General features: G+C 30.2%; 16 protein-coding genes. All 16 read right to left on the bottom strand.

The window, feature by feature from the left end:
* Positions 1 to 47: 47 nt before the first annotated feature.
* Complete coding sequence (locus FCR2A7T_RS14850) at positions 48 to 1,805, bottom strand: UvrD-helicase domain-containing protein (RefSeq protein ID WP_051369553.1); 1,758 nt, start codon at positions 1,803 to 1,805, stop codon at positions 48 to 50.
* The gene (locus FCR2A7T_RS11730; protein WP_023571516.1) at positions 1,802 to 3,694 is read right to left on the bottom strand and encodes an ATP-dependent nuclease; all 1,893 of its coding nucleotides are present in this window, start codon (positions 3,692 to 3,694) and stop codon (positions 1,802 to 1,804) included. The genes FCR2A7T_RS14850 and FCR2A7T_RS11730 overlap by 4 nt, the downstream gene beginning before the upstream one ends.
* A 104-nt stretch (positions 3,695 to 3,798) precedes the next feature.
* Positions 3,799 to 4,407, bottom strand: a complete 609-nt coding sequence (locus tag FCR2A7T_RS11725) for a hypothetical protein (RefSeq protein ID WP_023571515.1) — start codon at positions 4,405 to 4,407, stop codon at positions 3,799 to 3,801.
* 49 nt (positions 4,408 to 4,456) lie between these two features.
* Positions 4,457 to 5,230 (bottom strand): hypothetical protein, encoded by a 774-nt coding sequence (locus FCR2A7T_RS11720; protein WP_035118333.1) that lies wholly within the window; start codon positions 5,228 to 5,230, stop codon positions 4,457 to 4,459.
* On the bottom strand, positions 5,178 to 5,669 hold the full coding sequence (locus FCR2A7T_RS11715; RefSeq protein WP_035118331.1) for a hypothetical protein: 492 nt from the start codon (positions 5,667 to 5,669) through the stop codon (positions 5,178 to 5,180). The genes FCR2A7T_RS11720 and FCR2A7T_RS11715 overlap by 53 nt, the downstream gene beginning before the upstream one ends.
* A 25-nt stretch (positions 5,670 to 5,694) precedes the next feature.
* Complete coding sequence (locus FCR2A7T_RS14845) at positions 5,695 to 6,546, bottom strand: hypothetical protein (RefSeq protein WP_023571512.1); 852 nt, start codon at positions 6,544 to 6,546, stop codon at positions 5,695 to 5,697.
* Positions 6,547 to 6,548: 2 nt separating this feature from the next.
* Positions 6,549 to 7,112: a hypothetical protein gene (locus tag FCR2A7T_RS11705; protein WP_023571511.1), complete on the bottom strand. Its 564-nt coding sequence runs from the start codon at positions 7,110 to 7,112 to the stop codon at positions 6,549 to 6,551.
* 57 nt (positions 7,113 to 7,169) lie between these two features.
* Positions 7,170 to 7,832 carry a hypothetical protein gene (locus FCR2A7T_RS11700; protein ID WP_023571510.1) on the bottom strand — a complete coding sequence of 221 codons (663 nt, stop codon included), beginning with the start codon at positions 7,830 to 7,832 and terminating at the stop codon, positions 7,170 to 7,172.
* Positions 7,833 to 7,993: 161 nt separating this feature from the next.
* Positions 7,994 to 8,158, bottom strand: coding sequence for a hypothetical protein (locus tag FCR2A7T_RS15230; RefSeq protein WP_023571509.1), 165 nt, complete (start codon positions 8,156 to 8,158; stop codon positions 7,994 to 7,996).
* Between the two features lie 16 nt (positions 8,159 to 8,174).
* Positions 8,175 to 10,319: an ArdC family protein gene (locus FCR2A7T_RS14840; RefSeq protein WP_023571508.1), complete on the bottom strand. Its 2,145-nt coding sequence runs from the start codon at positions 10,317 to 10,319 to the stop codon at positions 8,175 to 8,177.
* Positions 10,320 to 10,321: 2 nt separating this feature from the next.
* Complete coding sequence (locus tag FCR2A7T_RS11690) at positions 10,322 to 10,792, bottom strand: hypothetical protein (RefSeq protein ID WP_035118328.1); 471 nt, start codon at positions 10,790 to 10,792, stop codon at positions 10,322 to 10,324.
* Entirely contained in the window at positions 10,783 to 11,325 is a 543-nt protein-coding gene (locus tag FCR2A7T_RS11685; RefSeq protein WP_023571507.1) for a hypothetical protein, read from the bottom strand. Before FCR2A7T_RS11685 ends, FCR2A7T_RS11690 begins: the two co-directional genes overlap by 10 nt.
* Before the next feature lie 111 nt (positions 11,326 to 11,436).
* Positions 11,437 to 11,736, bottom strand: a complete 300-nt coding sequence (locus FCR2A7T_RS11680) for a hypothetical protein (RefSeq protein WP_023571506.1) — start codon at positions 11,734 to 11,736, stop codon at positions 11,437 to 11,439.
* A gap of 10 nt (positions 11,737 to 11,746) precedes the next feature.
* Positions 11,747 to 12,460 carry a glycoside hydrolase family 19 protein gene (locus FCR2A7T_RS11675; protein WP_052115191.1) on the bottom strand — a complete coding sequence of 238 codons (714 nt, stop codon included), beginning with the start codon at positions 12,458 to 12,460 and terminating at the stop codon, positions 11,747 to 11,749.
* Entirely contained in the window at positions 12,460 to 12,603 is a 144-nt protein-coding gene (locus FCR2A7T_RS15225; protein WP_158634612.1) for a hypothetical protein, read from the bottom strand. The genes FCR2A7T_RS11675 and FCR2A7T_RS15225 overlap by 1 nt, the downstream gene beginning before the upstream one ends.
* Positions 12,603 to 13,313, bottom strand: a complete 711-nt coding sequence (locus FCR2A7T_RS11670) for a peptidoglycan-binding domain-containing protein (RefSeq protein ID WP_023571504.1) — start codon at positions 13,311 to 13,313, stop codon at positions 12,603 to 12,605. Before FCR2A7T_RS11670 ends, FCR2A7T_RS15225 begins: the two co-directional genes overlap by 1 nt.
* Between the last annotated feature and the right edge of the window lie 2 nt (positions 13,314 to 13,315).

Raw genomic sequence — 13,315 nt, 5'->3', positions numbered from 1 at the left:
ATAAAAAAAGGTTGAAATTTATATGTTCACTGGATAGACTTTGTTAGCTATAAAATTAACATTTCACAATTTAAAAATTCTTTAAGTTTCTCATCTGTCATAGTTTTTGGAACCCCAATACATAATAAATTTCTTGGTCTTGAAATTGCAACATAAATCAATCGCTGTTTTTCTGTTGGCATTTCTTCTTTTAGAACAAAATCATTTAAGGTAATATTCTCCTTATGATTTTTATCATTCAATATCATAAAAACCGAATCAAAGGTCATACCCTTGACTTGATGAATAGTTGTGATTGGAAAATTATTTTCAGTTATTGCCTTTTTAAAGTAATGATTAACAGAATTCTCTAATGTTGTTTTATCAAAAGTAATTTTCCCTTTTTTTGTTACATTCTTTTTACGTATTTTAAAATCAGGCATATTTTCTAATTGCAATTCTGATTTTAAATATTGTTGTGTTTTGACTGTCCATTCTTTTAGAGATAAATCAAAAGAAGGAATATCTCTAACTATTTTAAAAATTATTGAATTTGAATCTTTATCATTCTTTAACTCATTTTCTTTCTCTTTTAAATCACTAAATGAAATTCCTGGAATTAATAATTCAATTATCAATCTTCTTATTTTCTTAACAGCTTCTTTAATCTCATTTGACTGTAAATGAATTCTTGATTGAATCAATTTATAGGCAATTGAAGATTTATCCCAAGGGAAATAATCACTTTCTTTGCCAAGCAATGAGTTTTTTAAAGCATTTCCCCTTACCAAAATAATATTTGAAGAAAGATTGTTATCTAAGCAAAGTTTTTCATATTTGCTTATAGCCTCAGAATAATCTGTTTTATCATATTTAATGACATGTAAAGGCAAATCTGCCTCTGAATCTAGTATTGGTATTATTTCTTTATCAGTAGTTCGCCTAAGCATACTGAAAACTTCAATAATTTTTTTAGTTGACCTTCTATTTTCAGTTAGATAAAGTCCTTTCCAATTTTCACAATCATCAAATTTTTGGAGAAATAATTCCGGGCTTGCATCCCTCCATTGGTACAAGCATTGATAAGGGTCACCAACTAAATCTATATTTTTTAATCCTTGATTATATAACAATTCTAAAATCGAATGTTGAATTTCTGATGTATCCTGAGCTTCATCAATTATTAAATATGGAAATTTTGATGCTATGTATTTTGCAATTCGTGGATATTTTTTCAAAATGAGATAAGCCAAAAATGCAGAATCACTTGTTTTAAGCAACCCCATATTAATTTGTCTTGTTTTGATTTCTTTAGCATATTTAACAAAATCAAGGTCATCACTTTTGTCATGCCCATCCCATGAATATCCACTATTTATTGTATAATCAATTTTACTAGGTTTATATGAAAACAAATAGGATTTATAAGTTTTCATTAGCTGCCAATCTGATTGAAAGATTTTATCTAAATAACTTATATCATCAATTATTTTATAACGCTTTCCAATGTCTTTCAATTTATGAGCAAAAGGCAAAGTAATAAATGAATTTACGAAACTATCAATCGTCAATATATAATGAGGATAAGGTAATGAAAAGCCATTTTTCTCTTTAAACTTTTCAGCAATTTCATTTTTTGCTACATTGGTAAATGAAAGACATAAAATTCCTGAATTTTTAGAAAATAACAGCTCCCAATTTTTGATGAGTTCATCTAATTTGTATGCAACTGTTGTTGTTTTCCCACTTCCTGGGCAAGCATTAAGAATTACTTTTCCAAAGGATTGAACATAAACTAATTGTTCCTTAGATAATACTATACTCATTTTATTTTATAATTAGTCAAATGAGTTATTGCTTTTTCAATATACTTAGGAACAACGAAATTTGTTTTTGCTATTTCAATGTTTGCTAACAAATAAATTGAAAAATCTTGAGCAAACTCCGCTTTACTGGGTAAAGCTTTCCAAATCAAAATTTGCAATTGTTTTAATTGTTCTTCTGTTATCTCATCCCCTTCAAATGATTCTAAATGATTTTTTAATTTTTCATATTTCTTAGAAATAGATTTCTCTTGAGATATATATATCCAAAGTAAATTCTCTATAATTTGTTTTTTTGATTTTGAAATATTTGATTTAACAATATCAAATTCAAATGTTTTATAAGATACATTCAAACTAATTTTTTTCGGAACACTTTTTATAACACTTGATATGTTTTTGATTCTTGTAGCTTGGGATGCCTTCTTTATTTTATCATAAAGTTCTCCTGCTTTAGCTAGATTATCTTTAATATTGATAAAACTATATTCTGTATTTTTAGATTCGGTAAATCTATCATCATCTGTTAAAATTGACAATGGGATTGGGAGTGTTTTTGATTTTTCGGTAGAATTAAATAAATAGATAAAAGGATAAAAAGACGTTCCATCTGCATTAAGTAGTTCTACTTTAAAGTCTTCTAAACTTTTCCCTAAAATTTGAGCAAATACTGTAACTAGTAACTCTTCAGATATACCTTCAACAAATAAAACACCTTTTGAAAAGAAAAGTTGAGATTTTGTTACATCAATATATCTTTCCAATTGTTTCTTCCTGTTTGATATGTCATCAAGATAAGTCTCTTCATCATCTTGAATTGTAACTTCTTCCCGGTCTTCAAAACATTTAATCAAGTTAATTGCTTCATTATCTTTAGATAAATGAATTAAATTATCAAGTGGCACTTTTGATGTTAGTGTTGGAGAATGTGTCGTAATAAATAATTGGGAATTCTCTACGGTATTTGTTTGTTTTAAAAAATAGAATAAATTCAATTGAAGTTGAGGATGTAAGTGCGCTTCTGGTTCTTCTATTAATAAAGCATAGTGAGAAGTTTTATCATCTTCTAATTGTTGATTTATATCGCCTAAAACGGTGGCTATATATATTAAATTATTAAAACCTAAACTATTTTGTTTCAAATGAAAGCCAGCACCTGACAGGTTTTTGGTATCATGTGGAAGATATGGTTTAATTATATTTACAATATGTTCAGCCTTGGCTTCTTCAATTCGTAAACCAATTTGATTTTCTACTGAGTGTTTGTAAATTTTTATTAAATTATCATTAATCGATTTTCTTGAATTAGTAACTTCATCTAATTTTAATAAACCATCGTTTGCTTTTTTTATCAACTTCTCATAGTTTTCCTGACTACTATTATTTTCAACTTGTCTATTAATTAAAGTTCCTAAAATACTACTACGATTCATAATTAAATCCTTAGTACTATCTCTTAATGCTCCTAAATAATAGTGAATAAAAAATTGAAATGTCAAACTATCTGCCTTCTGACCCTCTACTTCACCTGTATAATAGCTAAATAAAATTTTTTGGTTTTCTCTTTTATAAGTAATCGTAACTTTTGCATAATCATTTTCTTCAGTATCTCCTAAAACAAGATATTCATAAAAAGCTCCCTTTTGTTCAATCGATAAATCTTTAAACTCATATGAAATTGTAATTACGGATTCTCCTAAATAAAAATCGTCAGCTGTAACGTAAATTTCTTTTTGTTGATTTCCTAAATTATAGAGTAATCTTATTGCATCTATTAATGCCGTTTTGCAGCTTCCATTTTCCCCTATAATTACATTAATGTCTTTTTGAAAATTTACATTAAGTTTTTTAATACCTTTATAGTTTTCTATATGAATTGAAGCTAAATACATTTTCTATTATTATTTGATGCTGTTTCTACATTAATGCGACAAGGTAGGAAAAATTATACTAAATAAAAATTGGACAATTGATTGGATTGGTTTTAAGGAAATTGCTATACACAAATCAAATTCATTTTATCTATAGCTTTAATTCTCAAATTTTGCCCTTGAAAATTATCTTTATTATCTTTTAGTCTTTGAATATAATCTTCAAATTCTAAAATTAATTTATCATGAAATTGCTTCCTATCTATTATTAATCCTTCATCAATATTAGTTGAATTCGCTAATACAACAAAATTTGATTGGTTAATTTTAATTCGAGATTTATGTTTTGTTTGTGCTTGATGTAAAAGTCCGCAACGAAAATGCTGATAGAAAATTTTACACTTTTTATTGGTTGAAAAATCAGCATTAAAATGTTTACTATAAATTAAGAAATCTTTAAATGATTTCCATTGTTCTCCTCTATAATTTGTCTCTGTATTTTCAATTCCTAAATAGAATTGCATCAATGTCTCAATTAACAAACAATCGATTGACATTGTTAGAAATCCACTGAATTCATCATTCTTTATTAAATTGATATGATTAAAAAATCTACTTTTAAATCTATCTTCAATTATTGAAATTCCCATTGACCAGTCTTTACTTGCATCATCAGTTAGATTTAAGTTTATCCAGTCAATATTTTCATATTTCTTTGAAATTGCAAATGGCATAATATATTAGTTAATGGTTAATTCAATAAACTGACTCTAAACTGTTCTGCTATTGTAATTTACCTTTTGTTCTTAAATTACTTAAATTCGTTTTCGAGAATGTATATGTTCCGGTGTAGAATAAATCATAAATTATATTTATACAATAGCGTTTTTCTAGCGACAACTTAATTCGTGTAGTTTGTTTATTAGGTTTACCTGAAATCATTAAAGAAGGAGCAATATGCTTTGGTTTGTGATTTATTGCATTATTAATCATAATATCCTTTTCTAATTCATTTACCACTCCCATAAAATTAAATAGTAATTCAGGAAAAGGATTAAATTGTTTTACTTCACAAAAACTCATAACATCAATATTGTTAGCAAATGAAAATCTCTTATTTGAATCATAATAAGTTGTAGAAGTTTTAACTTTTCCCGCCTTTATAATACTTATATCAGGTGTGGTAAATAATTCTTTATCGTGTGAAGATTGAACAGCCAGATTATGTTGAATTTCAAAATTATACTCTTTTTTCTCAAACTTGATTGTTGCTAGAAAATGTGAAAAATTTGATTGTATTCCTGATGTTGAACACTTGTATCTGTATTGCTTACTTTGGAGATTCTGAACTTTAACATCATAACCGTGAAGTTGGTAAAATCGAACAATATAATTGAAACAACTCATCTCAAAATAATCGCTTATACGTTTCGATTGATTGACAACTGTAACCTTAAATTTATTAGCAAAATCAGCTATTTCTTTTTCTAAAAGTGCTTTGTCCTTAAAAGGGGATTTCGTCTTCGTTATCGTTTCCTTTTTTTCTTTTTTTGACATTATTTTGTACAGATTTTAAATCAATTAGTTTTCTCAAAAACTCACGAGTTTCGTAATACTCCATCACGATTGGTGGAATTGAATATTCTTCTAATAGTTTGTTATAACTCATTACGACAGCCAGAATCTTATTCTTTTCTTCATTCGTTAAATCATAGCTGCCAATTTTTATAATTTCAGCCTCACTACTCTTTGTAACTGTTCCATAAAATTTAACTGCTCCATCAAGATTTGCAATTACTCTTTTGTGAAAAACAGAAAGGGCAAGCAAAAGTTCTACAGTCTTATTATCTACTTGTAAGGAACTATAAGTTTTATAATTCTCAATCAAAAAATTAGCCTCCTTAAATCGACTTTGAAATTCATTATATATTTGATTTGTCAACTCAAATGGCAGATGATAAGTTAAAATATTTATTACGGGAGTTTCTTTAGCCATCTATATTAAATCATTTAATAGTTACCTATAAATTGAAATTGTCATTAAATAAAGATTGTCCAATATCTGATTTCCAAAAAGCTTTTGGGTCTTTTAGGATTTCCTGTTCGATTTTTTTCTGTTGTTCTTCATTCGGCATAACCATTTCATCTACTGTTCTAATTCGATTACTTAATAGTGATAACAGAGGAAAATATTCTAATTTTTGAGGTATATTGAATTTTCCACCTTTAGGATTAATTTCAACATCTCTTAAGTCTTCTTCACCCCCAAAATTTTTTAATACTGCCCAAAAGACAAATCGACTAAACTTACCATAAAGCAAAAGACACGTTTTTGGCTCATTATCAGCAATTGTAGCATCTAATATTCTAGTCAAGTAAAAATCAACACCTTTTAGCCCTGAATTATTTACTTTAACTCTATCAGTAAAAAAAAGACTAAATTGTTTATGCGTTCTTGGTAACTTGCCAGTGATTAAATATTCTTTCCATTCTTTTTCTGCTTGAAGAATAATATCATAATACCATTTATCCTTCAAACTTTTATCGGTTTTTAATTCTAAAATTAAGACTCTCCATAAAAAAGAAACAGCAAAATAATAAAGATTTTCATTGTATTCAAGTTCAAATTTTTGCCCTAAATAAGGAACAAAAATATTTTCAGCAAACCATTTTTCCCTTACTGAAAAATCTTGTTCTGCTTTTTCACTCAATAGATGCAATTTTATGCCATCTTGTTTTCTAGCATTTGGTTCTGTAAATTTTCTCAAATATTTTGAACCTGTTTTTTTTGTATAGTTAATAACGAATTTAGGATAAATGTGGCTTTCCAGTAATTCGGTTTCATTATCATATAATGCGCAAATTCCTCTCATATCTATTTTTTAAATTTGTTATAAATCTCATTGAAATTAATTCCGATGCCAGCAATATTTGGTTTTAATTCAAGATTATCAACATCAAGAATTTTATTCCAAAAACTTTCTTTTTCACCTAAATTTTGAATACGCTCTTTTTTAAGGCTTTTTTTTATTTTTTCAAGTTGCAATTTATATTCAGGAGTATAGTTTGGCTTTTTCAAGAAATTTTCTTCAAAGTTTTTCATTTTATCTAAAAAAGTTAGTGGGTTTTCATCCATAAACTTTTTAACTATCTCAAGGTGTAGCCAAATTGATAAATTGTGTAATCGTGATTGATACCCAGTTAATTTTATTTCTCCATCTTCAATAACTAAACTACCATTTTCAATTACTAAATCATTTTCTCCTTTTTTGTCTATATCACTTATCAAATAGAAAATATCTTTATACAAAATTTCAATAAAATTCTCATTTTCTTGTCTTAACGGTTCAAGTTCTTTTTCTATATATTCATCGATAGATTTTTTCTCCGTGTTACGGATTTCTTCAATTAATTTTAAGTAATCATTCCTTTTTAGCATATTTCAACCTTTTAATTAACGATGGTATTCTTCTACTAGATTATTTAGACATTAATTCTATTTAAGATGAATATCTCCTGCATCATATTTTTTAAGCCAAGTTTCTATTTCTTCTATTAAATCATTACACATATCATTAAATGTCTCAAAATTTTTAAAGCATTTCTCTCTTGGATTACAAATTAGACCAACATCTGAATATCTCCTTACTGATGTGTCAAATTCATCTAAATTTATATAAATAACTTTTTTATAGAATTGAGGATTTGCTCTGGTTGGTAACCAAATTTTAAAAGGCTCTATTTTTTTACTAATACTTTTTGGCAAAAATGGGTTGTTATCTAAGCCTATTAGGGGGTTTTGTTCAAACCATTCTTGGGTAAATAATATATTTTCATCAAAAAATAATCCTTTAAAATCATCCCTCTTTTTTAAGCTCTTAAAATCAAAAAATTTTACTCTCCATCCTGTACTAAAATAATCTTCTTCTTTTTCAATTCCTTTAGCATGAATAGAAATTGTCCAGTCTTGCAAAATATTAATCAAATCAGATACACTTTCAAATTGTTTTTCTAATACTCTATTTTTAAACGAAAAACGGTTAAATATTTTAAAGGCAATTAATAAAGTTAAAAGACTTATTAAAAGATTTACAAAATCAATTATATACTCCCAATTTATCTTCAACCAGGATATGAATTCTTCAAAAATTGATTGCATAGTTTTCTTTAATTAGTTAAAAAAAGTATAATTTGCTAAGATAATAAAAACTTTAACAATGAAATACTCACCTGTTTTTGAAAATACTATAAGTAATAGTCAATAAAAAAACCGTATCACATCTCTGCAACACGGCTTTCTCAATCAACCCAAATCAAAAACTATTTCTTCGCTTTAGCTTTCACAACTTTTCCTCCTTTGACATATCGGTAACCCTTTTTCAAAGTCCCGTCTTTTTTAACGCCTTCTCTTTGGATAATTCTACTGCACATTTTCTTTGCAGAGATACTTTTCTTTTTTTTCGGTTTTGTCTTTTTTGCTACCATGATTTCTGATTTTAAGTTATTTTACTTTAAATGATAATTTCTTTTTTTTAGGCTCATTCACAACTTTTTTGTAATACATCGAGTATTTTAAAGTAAGGTCATTTCCTCTGTTTTTCTCCAGTGTAGCAAACCGCTGTTTCGGGTCTTGATGCGAAGAACAATGAATTACCGAAGTTGGATTGTGCGCCATTTTATTACCTCCATACATTGCACCATTTTCCTTTACTTGAGAGATAAAACACCAAATGATTTTAGGGTATTTGGTACGCAAATAATTAAGCTGGTCGGCTGTGATTTTCAAATCTGTAACCGAATCGGCAATAATGACTTTAACTACTTTGCAAAATCCTTGTAATTCTTCAAAAGGGTTTTCTAAGTAGCCTTTTATCGCTATGTATTTTCTCCCTGCTTCAGTAGTGTTTCTGTTGATACTATCAACCGTATCTTTACTTTCAATTCCTCCTTGCTCATAATCGATGTATGCAACTGGCGTTTGTTGTTCTCCAAAGGCATTTGCAATCTGCATGGCCAATTGCGATTTAGAACTGTGCTTGTTTCCCTTTATTAGGATTAGAGCTTTATGAGGCTGTTGCTTTTGTAAAAACTTACCAATTTCTCCACCTAAAACAAATATGTCTTTAGCCTCCTGTGGAGCAGAATTAGCTGAAATAAAACCGAGCTTTTCAAGCTCATTAAGGCTTTTATCCTGATTGGAAACAACTGGCTTTTCAGTGCTTTTTACAACAGCTGGAACAATACTTTTTCTCATCGATTCAGTATTTTTGCTTACTCCAATTGAAGCTGAAAGTCCAACTTTTTTGGCTTTGGTAACTTTCGTTTTCACCTTTTTCTTTCCTGGTCTTTTCGATGCCGATGCTACTTTTTTAACCTCTTCTTTCACTATTTCTGCTTCTTCACTTTCAGTATTTTTACCTAAAATGTAATTGACTGCTTTTTGAGATTGCGCTGAAGCTTTCAAGAAAAAGCGGTTGTCATTTTCTAATTCATTCACCAAAACAGTATTCCAATTTTTAAGATACTTAGCAGAGTTTTCTTTGGTCTGAAATAAAATTCCCGCTTCAGAACACATAAAAACTGCTCCTAATTCCGCAATGAGTTCCTCAAAGGCATAAGGTTTACTTCCAAAAGTTCCTGTCATATCCCTGTTTAGCCTTTTTTTCGCACCTGTGGAATGGGTCAGCTCGTGAAAAAAAGTACAGTAATACGAAGCTTCTTTTTTAAAAGCTTTGATATTTGGCATATTGAGTTTATCCGTGGAAGGCTGATAATAAGCTCTATCTCCAACAAAAGTGTAAGTAGGCGGGTCTTTATAACCATCAATAAGACTTTGAGCCTGCTCAATTGGGTTCACATCTTTATTACCTGTTGCTTCTGGAAATTTCAATCCTGAGCAATCATCAGCTCTGAAAACATTATAATACTTAATTACAGGAATCTTTGTTAGATGCTCTTTTAAATCTTCTTTGGTTAAACCATTGGCTTTTACAAACTCCGTGAACTTTTCCCTGTCAGTAGTTTTGAATTGTAATGTGCCGTTATCAAAACTGAAAATCATGGTGTAATAAATCACACGCCTTGCTTTGCTGTCTTTCTTTAGACTTGCGCCTGTTTCTTTAATCTGATTGAACGTCAAATAGTATGGATGGATAAATTTAATAGGCACTAAATAGCCTTTGCCATCTTTATCAAATTTTATATCGAAATTCAAAAGGAAGTTTGCTCCGGTATATTCTTTCTTGCTTACATAATTTTTAGCTGTCCCATCAGTACCTGAACCCACCCAATCTTTTTGCCAAGGCAAATGCCCAACTTTCTCAATCGTATTGATGATTAAATCCGTGATGTAGCTATAAATATCATCAGGAGAAACACCATTAAGTCCGCCTTCAGCATCTTCTTCTGAAATGTATTCCAATGTTGGAAGAATTATTCTTTGTTCTGCTCCACTAAGTCCAGCAGGTTCTATAAAATCCATTATCTCAATAGTAAAAAGCGCATCATTATTTTGCTCCAAAACTTTACTAATGCGATTTGTAATAACTAAATGCTTTTGCTTTTTTGCTTTTGTTAAGAGGGATTTCAAAACGGAACGTTTTACTGTCTTACCGTTAAGATTATTGAATGAAGTTATTAAATCCATGCTTACTTTATTATTGAATACTCTTTCCCTAAAACTCCCAAAATCGTTTCAGTCTGGATGTCTTTTATACTTTTAATCTGTAAAAGGTTTTGCCAATTGGAGATATTCTCCAGTATTGGAATTTCCACAATTAGATCCTTTAGTACATGCTTTCCTTTGGCTGGAATAGATAAAAAGGATTTATTTACTGTGATTGTAGCAATTCGCTTGGCTGTTTTATCTTTGAGAATAATTCGCTTAACAGTGGCGACAACTCCATCAGGGCTGAAATTATCGTTTGTAGGATTGTAGATTGTAACATCCAAATTAAAGTGCATCCGTTTGAAATTAATATCGAAGTTCCTAATTCCAGTAGGTAGTGCTTTTAATTTTTTCATCGTTTCTTTCCATTTATTGAGTTTACTCGTGTACCATAATGCTCCAATGCCTAATAAAGCCCCTGTGATTACGATATGTTTTGCTCTTATGTCCATACACTTGCTTTTTTCCTGATTAAGGCTACTACCTTAAACCCGATATAGAGTAAGGTCAAAATCCCCAATCCCATTAAAAACTTTTCCAATTTTGAGAGTGGCTTTTTAACCACAACAGGAATCTTTTTAACCTGAATAATTGTCTTTACTTTTTCATTTTTAACCGTAGTATTTTCGTTTTTAGTTTGTGCTATTTGGACGTAAAACTCCAACTGCTTTTTAAGCTTGTCATAAATAAGTTTATAACCATTATCTCCCGAGTTTTTAGCAGTATTCAGCTTGGATAAAATTTCATCTACCTTCGCATTAACCAAACTATCAAAAACTGCATTCCCTGTTTGACTTTGAGCAATTGGGGTAATCAATTTATCTTCAATTGCCCTATTAATAACGGTACTTTTAATACTGTCTCTTTTCTGAATCTCATTTTTGAGTAGAATGTTTTCTTCTTTTAACTTTTTAGATGAGGAACAGCCTGTAAGTACTATGCAAGAAATGATAATCAGTATTAGTATTTGGATTGACTTTTTCATGGTTCAGATTTTTTAAAGTAGATTTTTATAACAAAAAGAAACAGCTGAGAAACCTCTATTACCTGAAACAAATCGATTTCGTAATACAAGCTGAGAGCTCCAATAATTCTGTTAAAGGTTTTTCTTTTCATTTCCCTTGTTATTCAAACATCCTGCACATCGTTTTTGATATTCCTGCAATTGTTCTTTAAGGTTTCTAATTTCAATAGTGTTTTCATCGATAATACGCTGCATCTCCTCAAACTTCTTGTTCGTTACAATTGACATTTTGGTGTAAATCGAATCGATGGCTTCTAGTGCTGAAGCTTCCGTTTTTTTTAGTTCTGAATTTCTTGACTTCCAAGCGATATAAATCGAAATCAGGGTAGTTGAGCCCAAAAAATAGTTTAGTATGGTTTCTATCGGTAACATATTTTATCCTTTATTTAGTTTTAGAACCAAAATCGAGCACCCTAGTAAAAGGGTTGTAGTAGCTATAAACAGGTTTATTCTTCGCTTTGACCGGTCTCGGACTCCCTTTTTTTTTTAATATCCCAAGCGTGTCAATGCTTGTGTAATAATTAAGCTGTTTGACTCTTTCGGAAAAATTGGTAAGACCACCGTTGATTTTCTTGGTAATTGATGTGATATTATTAGTATCGGCAATTGGATTAAGTTTGAATCTCACACTCCAAAACCAACCTGCAATATCAATAGCAATATCGGGACGAGAAGCCAAATCAGGATTGGTAATTACATCTACACCTGAATAATCTTTGTAGGCCTGATAGTTTGCCCTGCCTGTGAGCTGGATTAATCCACGTCCTCTAAAACGCCAACCATCACCAACTTGTGTATTACCTAAATTTACTTTTCCCCATTTTCCACCATACACAATATTGGCTATTGCTTCTTGATTAGCTTTGCGTTTAGCTGTTCTTCCGTATAAATTAGCTTGAGCAACCGAAATCTGATTCGTTCCAAAAGTCTCAATCAGTCCAGCTGGAGTGTAATTCAAGTTTTCCGAAAGTTTAATAAATCCTCCTGTCTCCTCATGAAGCTGCGCCAAAAAGTGTGCAACTCGCTTTGGGGTATTGATTGCATACTTTTTGAAGACTTTCAAGAAAGGGGTGCTATTTGATAATAAAAACTCCATTACAACTGTACTTTTTTAGGTTCAACATTGGGCTTTTCATTTGATTTGGATTCTATTTTAGGTCTAGTTTCATCACTCATTGAAGCGATAATAATTGCGCCCAATACGCCTAAACCAATCCATACTCCTGTACTTGCATTCATTATCTCCAGTCTTTAAGTCTAATTTGTTTAATTCCCTTTTGTGTAAAAAGAGCATTCTCTGTATTTCTTCCAAAATCACCGTCTACCTTAACTTTTAATAAAGCTTGCAGTGTTCGTACTTCCATGCCTTTACTACCTTTTTTAAGAAGTATTGTCTTGTCAATTCCTGAACTTTCAGCAACCGCTTGGATCGTTGGCAAAATCTTTCCAACAGGCTTTATTACGCTGTGGTCAGGAATCCAATAAATATCATTCATAAACGCTCCATTTCTTTGAGCTACATAGCGATACGTTCCATCAGGTCTTTTGCCTACCCAAATGATTTTACCAATTTTATCTCCTTTTTTAAAAGTTGCTTTGCGGATTCCTTCACTGGTATAATTCCCATCTGCCATTTTCCGGGCATCGTAGGTTTTTGTCCCATTAAAACCTGAAGCCATCACTTCCTGACCAATACTATATCTAAATGTATCAGCACTTCTAACTGGAGGTTCTGAAACAGATTTAGTAGGAATAATTGGAGCCGTTGCCAATGTTGGTGTTCGTATAGGTTTTGGAGTCGATACAGGCAGGGTTTCATTGCTTAAATCTGCTTCAACTTCTTGACTGATTTCATTATCATTCTTGTTTTTTTGAACGAAATAATAAATGCCACCACCTATAGCAAGAGCGACACCGCCACCAATCCATATTTTATCTTCTGTGGTCATTT

The sequence above is a fragment of the Flavobacterium cauense R2A-7 genome, from assembly GCF_000498475.1.
In the GTDB taxonomy this organism is placed as follows: Bacteria; Bacteroidota; Bacteroidia; order Flavobacteriales; family Flavobacteriaceae; genus Flavobacterium; species Flavobacterium cauense.
The sequence above is the reverse complement of the archived record's forward strand: the minus strand, read 5'-3'. Positions and strand labels throughout refer to the sequence as shown.